Genomic DNA, 15,255 nt, shown 5'->3' on the forward strand with positions numbered 1-15,255 from the left:
GAAGAAGTGAACATTATGTCCCGCCACCAATCGCCTGCTTTGAAACATCTTGTTGAAATCGAAAAATACGTCAATTCGTTGCCGGATCTTTATAAAGGGCCGGGCGGTGCGGTTGCGGTTATTCAGGATGGCGAAGTTGTTTTGAAACAATGCTGGGGCTATGCGGATTTAGCATCGCGCCGTGAGATCAAGCCGGATACACGCTTTGCGATCTGCTCGGTGACAAAACAGTTTACCTGCGCCACCTTGCTGGATGCCATTGGCGAGCCGGAAGTGCTGGATGCCGCTTTTGCCAAATTTTTCCATGACTTTAAAGACGAACTGCCAACAGTGCGTGAGCTGTGCAACAACCAGTCAGGTTTGCGTGATTATTGGGCGCTGACAGTATTGTGCGGGGCTGATCCTGAAGGCGAGTTTTTGCCGGATGATGCGCGTAAATTGTTAAAGCGCATGCAGCATGTGCAGTTTTTACACGGCACTGAATATTCTTATAATAACGGTAATTTCCGTATTGTTGACGAGTTGATTGAACAACATACCGGCCGCTCGTTGATTGATCTGATGCGGGAACGGATTTTTGAACCGGCAAAAATGCCAAGTGCAGAATTGCGCCCGAATACCGGCACCTTTACCGATTGCGTCGGCTATGTCGGTGATATTGTCACTGGTTTTAAACCGGCCAATAACCGCATTCACTGGAGCGGGGATGCCGGTATGGTGGCCTCTCTTGAAGATATGATCGCGTGGGAAATTTTCATTGATAAAACCCGCGATGATGAAAACGGCATTTATCGCCGCTTGTCCCGTCCGCAGCCTTTTGCTGATGGCAGTGCCAGCCCTTATACGATGGGGCTGAAATATGCTCAGGCGGGTGCATATCGTTTAAACGGCCATGGCGGCGCATTAAACGGTTGGCGTTGCCAGCGCTTTTATTCACCCGATACACGCCTTTCGGCGGTTATTCTTTTCAACCATGAAAGCAATGCTTCCGGTGCCTGTCTTGAGCTGATGCGCGTGGCATTGGGTGAGGCAAAGGCTGCGGATGATGTTGCACCTGTTCATGTTGATGCAGCATGGTACGGTGATTATCTGGATGAACGCACAGGCCTGTCGATCACGCTTTCTAAAGCTTCGGAAGGTCAGATGAAATGCCGTCTTGGTACATCCGCCGAAATGGTTCGTCTGAGCAGCGATACGAAAGCGACCAATGGTCTGACCAGTTTGAAGCGCGATGGTGACATTGTGCATCTGCGCCGTGATGCGGAGAAACTGGTGCTGAGTTGTCAGAAGCTTGTGAAAGCGGAAACACCCAATATTTGCGGCCGTTATTATTGCGGTGAGCTTGATGCTGCCGTGGTGGTCGAAAAAGTCGGTACTGCTTTTTATGCGGCCTTTGAGGGCTTTTTGGGCAAGAGCGTAATGCAGCCGGTTTATTATGCGGGCGGTGATGTGTGGTTGTTGCCGTGCCAACGCTCGATGGATGCACCTGCACCGGGTGACTGGACATTGGTATTCCAGCGTGATGCACAGGGCAATATTGCCGGTATCCGTGTTGGTTGCTGGCTGGCGCGTAATATAAATTATCGCAAAATTTAAGTGCGTGTGATGTGCGTTATCGCACAATCTGATTTTTGCTGAATGGAATAAAAAAAGCCGCGGAAGATAACTTCCGCGGCTTTTTGTTGGTTTAGTTTGGCTTATGCAACGCGCTTCAGCGCATCTGCAATGGTCGACACGATGGTGTCGATCTGCTCTTTTTCGATGGTCAGTGGCGGTGACAATGCAATTGTGTCGCCGGTGACGCGGATGAGCAGGCCTTTGTGGAAGCAATCAACGAAGACATCATAAGCGCGGCTGCCGACAGCATCGGGACGCGATGAAAGCTCAATTGCACCAACAAGACCGATATTGCGGATGTCGATGACATGCGGCAGACCCTTGAGGGAATGTAATGCTTCCTGCCAATGATCTGCCAGAGTGGCTGCGCGGGTGAGCAGGCCTTCTTCAGCATAGATTTCCAGCGTTGCAATACCGGCAGCAGAAGCAACCGGATGGCCGGAATAGGTATAGCCGTGGAAAAGCTCAATAGCATTTTCCGGACCGGTCATCAGGCCATCATAAACCTGACGGCTTGCAAAGACAGCACCCATAGGAATGGCACCGTTGGTCAGACCTTTTGCAGTGGTGATCAGATCAGGCTCAACGCCGAAATAATCAACAGCAAAAGGAGTTCCGAGACGTCCGAAGCCGGTGATGACTTCATCAAAGATCAGCAGGATGCCGTATTTATCGGCAATCGCGCGCAGACGTTCCAGATAGCCCTTGGGAGGGAGAATAACACCGGCAGAACCGGACATAGGCTCAACGATAACGGCAGCAATGGTTTCTGCACCATGCAGCTGCACCAGACGTTCCAGATCTTCTGCCAGTTCGATACCATGCGCTGGCAAGCCTTTGGAGAAAGCGTTGCGCTCGATGTCGAGGGTGTGGCGCATATGATCGGCAGGGATCTGCGGGAATACGCGGCGGTTGTTGACGAGACCACCAACGGAAATACCGCCGAAACCTACACCATGATAGCCTTTTTCGCGGCCGATGATGCGGGTACGGGTGCCCTGACCAATTGCGCGCTGGTAAGCGATTGCAATTTTCAGTGCGGTATCAACGGATTCAGAACCGGAACCGGTGAAGAAAACGCGGTCAAGCTTCTTGTTGCCTTTGCCCGGAGCAATCGCTGCCAGTTTTTCAGCAAAGTCGAAAGCAACATTGTGACCCATCTGGAAGGTTGGCGCGAAGTCCATGGTGGACAGCTGGCGCTCAACGGCTTCAGTAATGCGCTTGCGGCCGTGGCCGGCATTACAGCACCACAGACCGGCGGTTCCGTCGAGAACCTGATTGCCGTCAATATCGGTATAATAAACACCCGAAGCGCCAGCGAGAATACGCGGGGATGCCTTGAACTGGCGGTTGGCCGTAAACGGCATCCAGAAATTATCAAGGCTTGGGGCATTGTTTTTGGTCTGCATAGCGATCTCCTCTTTCAGCCACTATCATATTCATGCTTTCTGAGCCGCAACAAGTCCTTTTCTGCAAAAGGCTAAGGCATTGAAAAAACAGGTGCAAATTAATGAATGTTTGATATATTCAACATCAGTAACAGTAATCGGAGGAGAAGTGCTGTGAATATGGATATTGGCGGGCGTTTGCGCACCCTCAGAATGCGACAGAATCTCTCGCAAAGAGAGCTGGCAAAACGTGCCGGTGTCACCAATTCCACCATCTCGCTGATTGAGGCCAATCAGAGCAATCCGTCAGTAGGTGCGTTGAAAAGAATTCTCGATGGTATTCCCATCGGTATGGCAGAATTTTTCGCGCTTGAGCCGGATGTGCCGCAGACAGTTTTTTACCAAGCTAATGAACTGGTAGAGATCGGGCGCGGGCCTATTTCCTATCGGCAGGTGGGCGAAAATCTCTTTAACCGTGCGCTGCAATTGCTCAAAGAGCGCTATGAGCCGGGAGCTGACACGGGCAAGGTCATGCTGGTGCATGAAGGCGAAGAGGGTGGCATTGTGATCTCTGGCCGCATTGAAGTGACAGTCGGTGATGAGCGGCGCATTCTGGGCCCAGGGGATGCTTATTATTTTGACAGCAAACTGCCGCATCGTTTTCGCTGTGTGGGGCCGGTGCCCTGCGAAGTGGTGAGTGCTTGTACGCCACCAAGTTTTTAAAGCTTCTTCAATAAGTTAAGCCCGCGATGTTATTCAAAACATCGCGGGCTTTTTTAGTGCAATTTTAAAATCAGCCGTAGCGGGAAATGCCGATATCGGTCATATCGATTTCCGGTTTAACGCCGGAGATCATGTCGGCCAAAGCACGGCCGGAACCTGCGCCCATTGTCCAGCCCAGTGTACCATGGCCGGAGTTGATATAGACATTGTCATAGCGTGTGGCGCCGATGATCGGGGTTGAATCCGGTGTCATCGGGCGAAGGCCTGACCAATAGGTGGCTGCCTGCACATCGCCGCCGCCCGGGAAGAGGTCAGTGACGGACAATTCCAAGGTCGCACGACGATTGGCTGGCAGGTCTTTGCTGAAGCCGGACAATTCTGCCATGCCGCCAACGCGGATGCGGTCGCCAAGGCGGGTGATCGCGATCTTGTAGCTTTCATCCAGAATGGTCGAAACCGGTGCATTGTCTTCATTGATAATCGGCAGGGTCAGCGAATAGCCTTTTACCGGATAGATCGGAGCATTGAGGCCGAGGCTTTTAACCATTGCACGGGTATAGCTGCCCAGTGCCACGACAAAACGGTCGCTGGTGATGTTGCCCTGATCGGTTTCAACGGCAGTGACGCGGTCGCCGGACTTCAGGAAGGATTTGATGTTGACGCCATATTGGAATTTGACGCCCAAGCCTTCGCAGATTTTAGCCAGCTCATTGGTGAATTTGAAGCAGTCACCGGTTTCGTCATTTGGCAAACGCAAACCGCCGACATATTTGTCTTTAACACGTGCCAGACTTGGCTCAGCCTGTGCGCAGCCTTCGCGGTCAAGCACTTCAAACGGTACGCCGTCTTTGCGAAGAACTTCCACATCTTTGCCGATGGCATCAAGCTGGGACTGCTCACGGAAAAGCTGCAACGTGCCCTGTGTGCGGTGATCATATTCAATGCCGGTATCAGCGCGCAGCTGAATGAGGCAATCACGGCTATATTCAGCAATGCGCACCATACGGGTTTTATTAACCGCATAACGACCGCCTGTGCAGTTGGCGAGCATCGACAACAGCCATGTGTACTGGAACGGATCAGCTGTCGGGCGGATGATCAATGGCGCATGTTTCATAAACAGCCATTTGGCAGCTTTGAACGGAATGCCCGGTGCAGCCCACGGGGATGCATAGCCCGGTGAAATCTGACCGGCATTGGCAAAACTGGTTTCCAGTGCCGGACCGGTTTCGCGGTCAATCACGGTCACTTCATGACCGGCTTTAGCAAGATAATAGGCGGTGGAAACACCAACAACGCCGCTGCCTAAAATAGTAACTTTCATGGGATGACCCCTTTATTGCTTATAATTTAAACTGTTCAAATGCGGTTATCGGGCGCTTAATCAACATAGATACGTTGATAGCGGTGCCCCAGAGCTGTCAGAATTTCATAAGGGATAGTATCACAATCACGCGCGACATCTTGCAATGACTGATGCGGGCCGATCAGTTCGACCAGACTGCCGAGTGTGAGCGTGCCTTCGGGCAGATCGGTTACATCAAGAGTGATGCTGTCCATCGACACACGGCCAACGATTGGCAGTCGTGTATCACCATAAAAGGCGGAGCCTTTATTGCTTAAACTACGGAACCAGCCATCGGCATAACCAACGGCAATTGTGGCAATACGCATTGGTTTTGGTGTCACATAGGTGCAGCCATAGCCGACCGGTGTACCTTGAGGCACATTGCGCACCTGAATGACGCGGGCGGAAAGTTCTGCGACCGGCAAAATCGGATGGTTTGGCAGGTCAGGGCCAACACCATATAAAACTACACCCGGACGTGCCAGATTATAGTGGAAGCTTTTATCCTGAAAGCAACCGCCGGAATTGGCGAAAGCCACCGGCATTTTGGGCAGGCGTGCAATGGCTGCCTGCATGGTTTCAAGCTGCTTGGTGTTAAAAGCATTATTAAATTCGTCACCGACAGCCAGATGGCTGATGATGAATTTGATGTCGAGGTGATCCAGCAGATCAAGATGATCGGCTAAATGGTCAAGCTCTTCATGCGAGAGCCCCAGACGCGCCATGCCGGTATCAACCTGCAACAAAGCAGGCAATGTGACGCCGCGTTTGATGGCAAGCTTTTGCCAGTTGGTAAGCTGTTCCAGCGAATTGAGCACAGGAATAATTTGCGCATCGGCGCACGTTTCTTCGGTCTGTGGCTGCAAACCGTTGAGCACATAGAGTGTGGCATCATCTGCAAGCAATGGGCGCAGCTTAAGGGCTTCGCCCAGATGCGCCACAAAAAAGTCGCGACAGCCGGCCTGATAAAAGGCAGGCGCGACTTTATCGGCACCCAAGCCATAAGAATCGGCCTTCACCACAGCAGCAGCGCGTGTTGGTGCAATTTGCTTGGCAACAGCCTGATAATTATGGCGCAATGCCTTCAGGCTGATTGTCAGGATGCCGCCTGCAGCCAGATCATGTTCAGTAGTGGTAAGCTGCATTTTAGAAAGTGACATCGATCATGACCCTGACAGAACAGCAGTAAATTTTACTTATCACATTATGCTAGTCGAAGATCGTTCGAATATCTTTGCTATCTTTCGAATATTATGCGATTTATAGTTCAAATTCAGGTGTTTTTCATCTTTTATTGGAAGATTATACATGCCGTCTCTGGATAGTATCGACCGTAATATCATCCGCAGCCTGCGCCGTGACGGGCGCATGACCAATAGTCAGCTGGCGGCTGAGGTGGGATTGTCGCAATCGGCTTGTTTGCGCCGTGTACAGATATTGGAGCAATCGGGCGTCATTCGAGGCTATACGGCGATTGTCGGTTCCACTGATGGTGATGAGCGTCTGGTGGCGATTGTGCGTATTACGCTTGACCGGCAAACGGAGGAATATCTCAACCGTTTTGAAGAAGCGGTGCGCCGTCATCCTGAAATTCAGGAATGTTATTTGATGACGGGGGATGCTGATTATATTTTGCGGGCGGAGGCAGAAAATGCCGCCGCCTATGAAATCATCCATAAGGAAATCTTGTCGCGCTTACCGGGTGTGGCGCGTATTCATTCAAGCTTTTCAATCCGCACGGTCTTGCTGTCGAAAGCGCCGAGCCAGCAGCGGACGTGAAGAAAACCCGTTCACTCCCACGGGTTAACCTGCAAAATTGAGCGGTCAATGGTTTCAATATCGCGCTTGCCGCAAAGTGCCATGCTGATATCCAGCTCATTGCGGATAATCTCAAGCGCTAGTGTGACACCTTCTTTGCCCATGGCACCAAGGCCATAAAGAAAAGGCCGACCGATAAAAGTGCTGCGCGCTCCAAGGGCACGTGCTTTCAACACGTCCTGACCGGAGCGAATACCGCCATCCATATGAATTTCAATTTGGTGACCAACGGCATCAACAATTTTCGACAGCATGGAAATGGATGAGCAGGCACCATCCAATTGTCTGCCACCGTGATTGGAAACAACAATCGCATCGGCACCGGTTTTAGCGGCCATACGGGCATCTTCCACATCCAAAATGCCTTTGAGGATGAGTTTCCCGCCCCATTGCTCTTTGATCCATTCCACATCACTCCAATTGAGCTGCGGGTCAAATTGTTCGGCTGTCCAAACTGCAAGCGAGGATAGATCGGTGACGTTTTTGGCGTGTCCGGCAATATTGCGGAAGGTGCGGCGCTTGGTTCCGAGCATTTTAACACACCAGCCGGGGCGCGTTGCCATTTGCCAGATGTGATGCGGGGTAAATTTTGGCGGAGTGGAAAGGCCGTTGCGCAAATCTTTATGGCGCTGGCCTAAAATCTGCAAATCAAGCGTTAGCACAAGCGCTGAGCATTTTGCCGCTTTGGCACGTTCAATCAGGCTTTTAACAAAGTCGCGGTCGCGCATCACATAGAGCTGAAACCAAAATGGCTTGGTGGTAACCGATGCCACGTCCTCAATCGAACAAACGCTCATCGTGGAAAGCGTAAACGGCACACCAAAAGCTTCTGCTGCCTGAGCTGCCAGCATTTCGCCATCGGCATGTTGCATGCCGGTGAGACCGGTTGGCGCAAGTGCCACCGGCATTGCCACCTTTTCACCAATCATGGTGGTTGCAAGGGAGCGGTTGGTCATATCGACAAGCACGCGCTGGCGCAGCTTTATCTTTTTGAAGTCGTCTTCATTGGCTTGATAGGTCGATTGGGTAAAAGCGCCGGAATCCGCATAATCAAAAAACATTTTCGGAACCCGCCGGCGGGCAAGTTCTTTCAGGTCTGCGATTTCCAGTATTTGCCCCATAGTATCCACCCCTTTTTCTAAAATAGTCTTTAGAGAAACATGGATAGCATTAATTGCCAATATGGATAAACTACTATTCAATGAAGATAATTACTGGCAAAGTAATAGCCGGACGGGACGTATAAAGAGGGAAGAGCATGAGCAAGTGCAACGGCAAAACCGACTTTATCGGCAAGGCTTCCAAAGCCGCTGGCGGATGGGGTGCGCTTAAAAGCTCAGGCAAGCAAATCTTGCAAAGCGGTGCTGCTCTTACCAATGTCCGTACCATGCTGAAAGCTAATCAGCCCAATGGCTTTGATTGTCCGGGCTGTGCTTGGGGCGATCCGGAACATGGCTCTTCTTTTGAATTTTGCGAAAATGGCGTGAAGGCGGTTGCATGGGAAGCCACGGGACGGCGCACCACACCAAAGTTTTTTGCAACCCATACGGTCAGTGAATTGCAGGGCTGGACGGATTATGATCTGGAACATACCGGCCGCTTGACGCATCCCATGCGCTATAATGCACAGACGGATCAATATGAAGCGATTGACTGGGAAGAGGCTTTTGCTGAAATCGGCGCGACTTTAGCCGCACTTGATAGCCCGCATCGCGCAGAGTTTTACACATCCGGTCGTGCGTCCAATGAGGCGGCTTTTCTTTATCAACTATTCGTCCGTGCTTATGGCACCAATAATTTTCCTGATTGCTCTAATATGTGCCACGAGGCCAGCGGTGTTGCACTGAAACAGTCGATCGGTGTGGGTAAAGGCACAGTGCTGCTGGAGGATTTTGAAAAAGCTGATGCCATTTTTGTGGTCGGCCAAAATCCGGGCACCAATCATCCGCGTATGCTGGCTGATTTGCGCCGTGCCGCCGAGCGAGGGGCGCATGTTGTGGTGCTTAATCCGGTGCGCGAGCGTGGATTAGAGCGGTTTTCTGATCCGCAAAACAAGTTGGAAATGATTACCGGCGGTAGCGAAGCGATTGCCAGTGATTATCTGCAACCGCGTTTAGGCGGTGATCTGGCAGCTTTTCGCGGCATGGCAAAAGCAGTCTTTGCCGCTGATGAGGAAGCATTGGCGAGCGGTGAGAAATCCGTGCTGGATCATGCATTTTTGAGCAAGCATACGGTTGAATTTGAAGCTTATCGTGCTGCGGTGGAGGCGACCGGCTGGGAGGCGATTGAAGATCAGTCTGGCCTGACGCGGGCACAGCTTGAAAATGCCGCTCAGATTTATCTTCGTTCCCGTAATGTCATTACCACATGGGCGATGGGAATTACCCAGCATCGCCATTCGGTGATTACCATCCGCGAGATTACCAATTTCATGATGTTGCGCGGGCATATCGGGCGGGAGGGTGCCGGACTTTGTCCGGTGCGCGGCCACTCCAATGTGCAGGGCGACCGCACTGTCGGCATTAATGAAAAACCGTCGCAAGCTTTTCTTGATGCCTTGGAGCGTGAGTTTAATTTTGAAGTGCCGCGCACTGAGGGGCATAATGTGCTGGGCGCGATTGGTGCGATGCTGGATGGCAGCGCTAAAGTTTTCATTGGTCTGGGCGGTAACTTTGCCCGCGCCACGCCGGATAGTCCGGTGATTGCCAAAGCATTGAGCGGTCTGGATCTGACCGTACATGTGGCCACCAAGCTTAATCATTCGCATCTTTTGCCGGGCAAAAATTCTTATATTCTGCCATGTCTGGGACGCACTGAGATTGATATGAACTCCAAGGGTGTGGCGCAGATTGTAACGGTCGAAGATTCCATGAGCATGGTGCATGGTTCTGGTGGTATCAATCAACCGGCATCAAAATTACTGCGTTCGGAAATAGCTATCGTTGCAGGTATTGCCAATGCCACTTTGGGAGCCAAGCCGGTCAATTGGCTGGAATTAGCCGATGATTATGATCTGATCCGCGATCATATTGAACGGGTTCTGCCCGATTTTTATGATTTTAATACACGGGTGCGGGTGCCGCGTGGCTTCCATTTGCGCAACAGTGCGGCGGAACGCGAATGGAACACGCCAAGCGGCAAAGCCACTTTTTGGACGGGTGCGATGCCGGAGGCGGTGGAACATCAGCAGGCGCGTGGTGTTGCTGGCCAGTATGTGCTGCAAACCTTCCGCAGTCACGACCAGTATAATACCACCATTTACGGTATGGATGATCGCTATCGCGGTGTTTATGGCGAGCGACAGGTGGTGTTTGTCAATCCGGCTGATATGGCAGAAATCGGCGTGGAAGCCGGAGACAGAGCCGATATTATCGGCCAGTTTGATGATGGCATTGAGCGTGTGGCTGAGAATTTCCGCTTTGTGCCTTATGATATTCCGCGCGGCTGTGTGGCTGGTTATTATCCGGAAATGAACGTGCTGGTGCCTTTGGCAAGTGCTGGCGATGAAAGCTATACGCCGACATCGAAATCGGTGATTGTCACATTCCGCAAAAACACAAAGCTTGCCGCATGAGCGAGCACGAGGAAGTTTCGACAGAACTCTCAGATACAATTCAACTATCTGATTTAACACGGCATTTTATTGCGCTTGTTGAAACAATCGAAGCAAAAGACCTGCCTTTGACACGTCTGGGCGCGGGTATTGTGGCGGCCTTGTTGCTTGACGGAGCGCATGACAGCCGCACATTTGCGCGGCTTTTTGAAATTGAACATGCGCTGGTGCTGCGGGAACTGGCCTATCTGGCTGCCATTGACGGTTTTTTGACCGTTACCCACCGCGATGAGCGCACGCAGCGCAGCTTTTATATTTTAAGTGACAGGGGTGAAAAGCTCAAAGCACAATTGATTATCTGACTTGTGAAAATGAAAACAGCCCTTGCTAAATGGTTCCATACAGGTTCTATTTAGCCATCATGGAACAGGTCATTTTAAAAGAAGCAATTGAACTTACGGGCTTGCGCGAGCAGGAACGCAGCGGTCCGCTTTATAAACATCTGGCATCTGTTCTCAAAAAGCTTATCCAGCAAGATGTTTTGCCTGCCGGCAGTGCTCTGCCGCCGGAGCGCGAATTGGCAGAAATGCTCGATATCGGGCGTGTTACAGTGCGTAGTGCTTATAAGATTTTGGCCGATCAGCGTTTGATTGAAACGCGCCACGGCAGTGGTCGTTTTATTGCCGAGCGTCCGGCGCGTATCAGTCAGCCTTTATGGAAGCTGACATCTTTTTCGCAAGCCATTCTGGCGCGTGGCAAACAGCCTGAAGCTAAAACGCTTGATATCAAAATTGACTATCCGAGTGCGGATGAAGCTCAGATTTTACAAATTGAACGCAGCGCCCAGATTGTACGTTTGCATCGTTTGCGGTTGGTGGATCAAATGCCATTGGCACTGGAATGGGCGGTTGTGCCACGCCATTATTTAGGCGATGAGCTTGATAATATCCGTTCGCTTTATAAGGCTTTTATGGCGCAGGGCTATGAGCCGGTGCGGGCGCAGCAGCGCTTTCAGGCGGTGGCGCTGGATACGAAAAATGCCCAGCTTCTAAAAACACCACCCAATGCACCAGCCTTGCTGATTGAGCGGGTGTCATATCTGGCAACGGGTGAAGTGGTGGAGCTCACACGCACAATGTATCGCGGTGATGCCTATGATTTTGTCGCAGAACTTAGCATCGACGAACATCACGACCGATAAATTTTCCAAGATTACTCTTGCGGGTGCAATGTGGGCAGTGCATTACAGCTGCCATGCAATTTCGCATAGCGCTCCGGGTGGAGGAGTGTGGGGTTTTATTGAGGAAATGAAATGCATAATTATGTTCTAACGGTAAGCTGTCGTGCGTCCCGCGGTATTGTTGCTGCGATTTCGGGCTATCTGACGGCTAAGGGTTGCAACATCATTGATAGTGCGCAGTTTGATGATCTGAAACATGGTCGTTTTTTCATGCGTATCAGTTTTATTTCCGAGGAAGGGGCGGGGCTGGAGGAGCTGCGCAGTGGTTTTGCCGAAGTCGGCGCGCCTTTCGATATGCATTATGAATTTCATGATACCAATGAGCGCATGAAAGTGCTGCTGATGGTATCACGCTTTGGTCATTGTCTGAACGATCTGCTGTATCGCTGGAAAATCGGTGCGTTGCCAATTGATATTGTCGGGGTGATTTCCAACCATTTTGATTATCAAAAAGTGGTGGTCAACCATGATATTCCGTTTCACCATATTGTGGTGACGAAAGACAATAAGGCCGAGGCCGAAGCCCGCATGATGGCGATTGTTGAAGAAACCGGCACCGAGCTGGTGGTTTTAGCACGCTATATGCAGATTTTGTCGGATGATCTGTGCCAGAAAATGTCCGGTCGTATCATCAATATTCACCACTCCTTCCTGCCGTCTTTTAAAGGGGCGAACCCTTATAAGCAGGCCTATGAGCGTGGCGTGAAACTGATCGGTGCAACTGCACATTATGTAACGGCTGATCTTGATGAAGGTCCGATTATTGAACAGGATGTGGCGCGTGTGACCCATGCGCAAAGTGCTGCTGATTATGTGTCGATTGGCCGTGATGTGGAAGCGCAGGTGCTGGCGCGTGCCGTCCATGCCCATATCCATAATCGCACATTTTTAAATGGTGATCGTACAGTGGTGTTTCCGGCAAGTCCTGATTCTTATGCTTCCGAGCGCATGGGCTAAACCTATAAAAAAGCCCCGCATTTGCGGGGCTTTTTTATGCGTTCGATTATTCAATATCGAAGGATACGCCTTGCGCCAATGGCAGGGCTTTTGAATAATTGATCGTATTAGTGGCGCGGCGCATATAGCCCTTCCATGCGTCGGAACCGGATTCTCGTCCGCCGCCAGTTTCTTTTTCACCGCCGAATGCGCCGCCGATTTCAGCACCCGATGTGCCGATATTAACATTGGCAATGCCGCAATCAGAGCCTTCTGCTGAGAGAAAGCGTTCTGCTTCCTGCAAGTTCAGCGTGAAGATGGAAGATGAAAGACCAGCACCCACAGCATTGTGCTTTTCCAGCACATCGTCAAAATCGCTATATTTCATCACATAGAGAATAGGTGCGAAGGTTTCTTCTGTTACGGGCGAGGTTTGCTTGGGCATTTCAACCAAAGCTGGCTTGGCATAATAGGCATTTTCAAGCCCCAGATCGACGCGGTTGCCGCCGGTGATTTTTCCGCCTTGGGCTTCAGCCTTTTTAAGGCTTTCCTGCATCGCATCAAAAGATTGTTTGTCGATCAATGGGCCGACAAGCGCAGAGCTGGTAAGCGGGTTGCCGACGGATACTGACTGATAGGCTTTTTGCAAGCGTGGTACAAACTGATCATAGATGCTTTCATGCACGAACAGGCGGCGCATGGTGGTGCAACGCTGACCGGCTGTGCCCATCGCACCAAAGGCAATGGCGCGCAAAGCCATATCCTGATCGGCTGACGGGCAGACAATACCGGCATTATTGCCACCAAGTTCCAGAATGGAACGGGCAAAGCGTTTAGCCAGACGCGGGCCCACTTCGCGCCCCATACGGGTAGAGCCGGTTGCAGAAACAAGCGCTACTTTTGCATTGTCAACAAGCGCTTCGCCCATCACTCTGTCACCAAGCAGCACGGAGGAGAGATTTTTCGGCGCGTCGCCAAAGCGCTTCAGCGCACGCGCTAAAAGCGCATCACAGGCAAGCGCTGTGAGCAGGCTTTTTTCGGATGGTTTCCACACAACACTATTGCCGCAGACAAGCGCCAAAGCGGTGTTCCATGCCCATACAGCAACAGGGAAGTTGAATGCAGAAATAACACCGACAACACCCAGCGGATGCCATGTTTCCATCATGCGGTGGCCTGCGCGTTCGGTTGCGATGGTAAGGCCGTAAAGCTGACGCGAAAGGCCGACTGCGAAGTCGCAAATGTCGATCATTTCCTGCACTTCGCCCAAACCTTCAGAGGTGATCTTGCCAGCTTCAATAGAAACGAGACGGCCAAGATCGTCCTTGGCGGCGCGCAGTTCTTCGCCAAAAAGTCGTATCAATTCGCCACGGCGCGGCGCAGGCACCATGCGCCATTCTTTAAAGGCCACATGTGCCGCATCAATAATTTGTGCTGCATGGTCGGTTGTGTGTGCCGGGATGGTTGCGATTTTTTCTCCGGTGACAGGCGTGAAAGCGTTGAGATTTCCGCTACTATAAAGAGAGCTATGTACACCCAACCGTGTCAGAATCTCTGCAGTTTCTGTTTTTACATCACTTGTCACGCTGGTCATGGGTGCTTTCCTTTAGTCAAAATCGGTCTTCATGAATTTATAGTATTATATCAGCGATTTTTAGCCTAAGATTGCAATGAAAATAACTATGTTGATGCGAGATAGGAATGAAGCTGAACCGTCGGCTGATACCGGATATCGGCAATTTACAAGCTTTTGAATGTGCGGCGCGTCACGGCAGTTTCACGCAAGCGGGCTTGGAACTTAATCTGACACAAAGTGCGGTAAGCCGCCAGATCAAAGAGCTGGAAAACCAGCTGGGCGTGCTGTTATTTGAGCGGGTACGCCAGCGTATTTTATTGTCCGATGCAGGCCAGAAGTTTTTACCCGAAGTACGCCGTTTATTAAGCCAAACGGAAGACACAATGCTGCGGGCGATGGCGTCGGCGCAGTCAACATCCGGTTTGAGCATCGCCACTTTGCCCACATTCGGTAATCGCTGGCTGATGCCAAGACTGCCTGACTTTACCAAAAATCAGACAGGTATTGCGCTGCATATCGCCTCGCGCTCGACGATTTTTGATTTTGACGAGCAGCCTTTTGATCTGGCTATTCATTATGGCAAACCGGTTTGGGCGCATGCGAGTTGTACTTATTTGTGCAGCGAAATGATTGTGCCGGTGGCATCACCTGCATTTCTGGCAGGGCGCAGCTTTGAGGCGCCGCAAGATTTACAGGCGCAGGCACTGCTGCATTTGGAAACACGGCCGAAATTATGGGCGCAGTGGTTTGAAATGTGTGATTGCGAAGTGCAGTCCGCTTATCATGGCCATCGTTTTGATCAGTTTTCGATGGTGATTGGTGCGGCCATTGCCGGCATGGGTATAGCCCTTCTGCCGCTCTATCTGATTGAGCAAGAATTGCGTGACGGACAATTGCAGGTGCTGTTTGAGCGACCCTTACAGACGGATAATGATTATTATCTGGTGGTGCCGGAGGGAAAACTTGATAATCCGCTGACGCAGATTTTCTGCCAATGGATTTTGGGGCAGGTGCAGAAGAAATAAAAAACGGGCTTGTCAGTTGATGACAAGCCCG

13 protein-coding genes are annotated in these 15,255 nt (G+C 51.1%); 8 read left to right on the forward strand and 5 right to left on the reverse strand.

Going from position 1 to position 15,255, the window contains the following annotated elements; translation table 11 throughout:
• The first annotated feature begins 15 nt into the window (after positions 1 to 15).
• A complete protein-coding gene (locus tag ABDZ76_RS06665) occupies positions 16 to 1,596 on the forward strand; it encodes a D-aminopeptidase (protein WP_343804697.1) in 1,581 nt (526 codons plus the stop codon).
• Positions 1,597 to 1,697: 101 nt separating this feature from the next.
• On the opposite strand, the gene aptA is transcribed toward ABDZ76_RS06665, so the two are convergent.
• Positions 1,698 to 3,026 (reverse strand): omega-aminotransferase AptA, encoded by a 1,329-nt coding sequence (gene aptA, locus ABDZ76_RS06670; RefSeq protein WP_343803397.1) that lies wholly within the window; start codon positions 3,024 to 3,026, stop codon positions 1,698 to 1,700.
• A gap of 153 nt (positions 3,027 to 3,179) precedes the next feature.
• On the opposite strand from aptA, the gene ABDZ76_RS06675 reads away from it, so the two are divergent.
• The gene (locus tag ABDZ76_RS06675) at positions 3,180 to 3,728 is read left to right on the forward strand and encodes a cupin domain-containing protein (RefSeq protein ID WP_184219401.1); all 549 of its coding nucleotides are present in this window, start codon (positions 3,180 to 3,182) and stop codon (positions 3,726 to 3,728) included.
• Positions 3,729 to 3,798: 70 nt separating this feature from the next.
• Here the strand turns inward: ABDZ76_RS06675 and ABDZ76_RS06680 are convergent, their stop codons facing one another.
• Complete coding sequence (locus tag ABDZ76_RS06680; protein WP_343803401.1) at positions 3,799 to 5,052, reverse strand: D-amino acid dehydrogenase; 1,254 nt, start codon at positions 5,050 to 5,052, stop codon at positions 3,799 to 3,801.
• A gap of 56 nt (positions 5,053 to 5,108) precedes the next feature.
• Complete coding sequence (gene alr, locus ABDZ76_RS06685; protein ID WP_343803404.1) at positions 5,109 to 6,236, reverse strand: alanine racemase; 1,128 nt, start codon at positions 6,234 to 6,236, stop codon at positions 5,109 to 5,111.
• A 148-nt stretch (positions 6,237 to 6,384) separates the two neighbouring features.
• Here alr and ABDZ76_RS06690 point away from each other — a divergent pair, with 148 nt between their 5' ends.
• A complete protein-coding gene (locus ABDZ76_RS06690; protein ID WP_184219392.1) occupies positions 6,385 to 6,855 on the forward strand; it encodes an Lrp/AsnC family transcriptional regulator in 471 nt (156 codons plus the stop codon).
• Between the two features lie 11 nt (positions 6,856 to 6,866).
• On the opposite strand, the gene ABDZ76_RS06695 is transcribed toward ABDZ76_RS06690, so the two are convergent.
• The gene (locus tag ABDZ76_RS06695; RefSeq protein ID WP_343803409.1) at positions 6,867 to 8,015 is read right to left on the reverse strand and encodes an alpha-hydroxy acid oxidase; all 1,149 of its coding nucleotides are present in this window, start codon (positions 8,013 to 8,015) and stop codon (positions 6,867 to 6,869) included.
• A 137-nt stretch (positions 8,016 to 8,152) separates the two neighbouring features.
• Here ABDZ76_RS06695 and ABDZ76_RS06700 point away from each other — a divergent pair, with 137 nt between their 5' ends.
• The 4 genes from ABDZ76_RS06700 to purU all read left to right on the forward strand — a co-directional run bounded on the left by ABDZ76_RS06700 (position 8,153) and on the right by purU (position 12,644).
• Positions 8,153 to 10,468, forward strand: a complete 2,316-nt coding sequence (locus ABDZ76_RS06700) for an FdhF/YdeP family oxidoreductase (protein WP_343803412.1) — start codon at positions 8,153 to 8,155, stop codon at positions 10,466 to 10,468.
• Positions 10,465 to 10,809, forward strand: coding sequence for a hypothetical protein (locus ABDZ76_RS06705; RefSeq protein WP_343803415.1), 345 nt, complete (start codon positions 10,465 to 10,467; stop codon positions 10,807 to 10,809). Before ABDZ76_RS06700 ends, ABDZ76_RS06705 begins: the two co-directional genes overlap by 4 nt.
• A gap of 59 nt (positions 10,810 to 10,868) precedes the next feature.
• Entirely contained in the window at positions 10,869 to 11,648 is a 780-nt protein-coding gene (locus ABDZ76_RS06710; protein ID WP_343803418.1) for a GntR family transcriptional regulator, read from the forward strand.
• 111 nt (positions 11,649 to 11,759) lie between these two features.
• Complete coding sequence (gene purU, locus ABDZ76_RS06715; RefSeq protein WP_343803421.1) at positions 11,760 to 12,644, forward strand: formyltetrahydrofolate deformylase; 885 nt, start codon at positions 11,760 to 11,762, stop codon at positions 12,642 to 12,644.
• A 46-nt stretch (positions 12,645 to 12,690) separates the two neighbouring features.
• On the opposite strand, the gene amaB is transcribed toward purU, so the two are convergent.
• The gene (amaB, locus tag ABDZ76_RS06720) at positions 12,691 to 14,217 is read right to left on the reverse strand and encodes an L-piperidine-6-carboxylate dehydrogenase (RefSeq protein WP_343803424.1); all 1,527 of its coding nucleotides are present in this window, start codon (positions 14,215 to 14,217) and stop codon (positions 12,691 to 12,693) included.
• Positions 14,218 to 14,324: 107 nt separating this feature from the next.
• Between amaB and ABDZ76_RS06725 the strand changes: the two genes are divergently transcribed.
• Positions 14,325 to 15,224 carry a LysR family transcriptional regulator gene (locus ABDZ76_RS06725; RefSeq protein WP_343803427.1) on the forward strand — a complete coding sequence of 300 codons (900 nt, stop codon included), beginning with the start codon at positions 14,325 to 14,327 and terminating at the stop codon, positions 15,222 to 15,224.
• Positions 15,225 to 15,255: the final 31 nt, after the last annotated feature.

The organism is Paenochrobactrum glaciei, assembly GCF_039522165.1.
In the GTDB taxonomy this organism is placed as follows: Bacteria; Pseudomonadota; Alphaproteobacteria; order Rhizobiales; family Rhizobiaceae; genus Paenochrobactrum; species Paenochrobactrum glaciei.

Bases quoted from the DNA above. Each gene is read 5' to 3' on its own strand.
- ABDZ76_RS06665 (WP_343804697.1), top strand. From the start codon at position 16: ATGTCCCGCCACCAATCGCCTGCTTTGAAACATCTTGTTGAAATCGAA.
- aptA (WP_343803397.1), bottom strand. From the start codon at position 3,026: ATGCAGACCAAAAACAATGCCCCAAGCCTTGATAATTTCTGGATGCCG.
- ABDZ76_RS06680 (WP_343803401.1), bottom strand. From the start codon at position 5,052: ATGAAAGTTACTATTTTAGGCAGCGGCGTTGTTGGTGTTTCCACCGCC.
- alr (WP_343803404.1), bottom strand. From the start codon at position 6,236: ATGTCACTTTCTAAAATGCAGCTTACCACTACTGAACATGATCTGGCT.
- ABDZ76_RS06690 (WP_184219392.1), top strand. From the start codon at position 6,385: ATGCCGTCTCTGGATAGTATCGACCGTAATATCATCCGCAGCCTGCGC.
- ABDZ76_RS06695 (WP_343803409.1), bottom strand. From the start codon at position 8,015: ATGGGGCAAATACTGGAAATCGCAGACCTGAAAGAACTTGCCCGCCGG.
- ABDZ76_RS06700 (WP_343803412.1), top strand. From the start codon at position 8,153: ATGAGCAAGTGCAACGGCAAAACCGACTTTATCGGCAAGGCTTCCAAA.
- ABDZ76_RS06705 (WP_343803415.1), top strand. From the start codon at position 10,465: ATGAGCGAGCACGAGGAAGTTTCGACAGAACTCTCAGATACAATTCAA.
- ABDZ76_RS06710 (WP_343803418.1), top strand. From the start codon at position 10,869: ATGGAACAGGTCATTTTAAAAGAAGCAATTGAACTTACGGGCTTGCGC.
- purU (WP_343803421.1), top strand. From the start codon at position 11,760: ATGCATAATTATGTTCTAACGGTAAGCTGTCGTGCGTCCCGCGGTATT.
- amaB (WP_343803424.1), bottom strand. From the start codon at position 14,217: ATGACCAGCGTGACAAGTGATGTAAAAACAGAAACTGCAGAGATTCTG.
- ABDZ76_RS06725 (WP_343803427.1), top strand. From the start codon at position 14,325: ATGAAGCTGAACCGTCGGCTGATACCGGATATCGGCAATTTACAAGCT.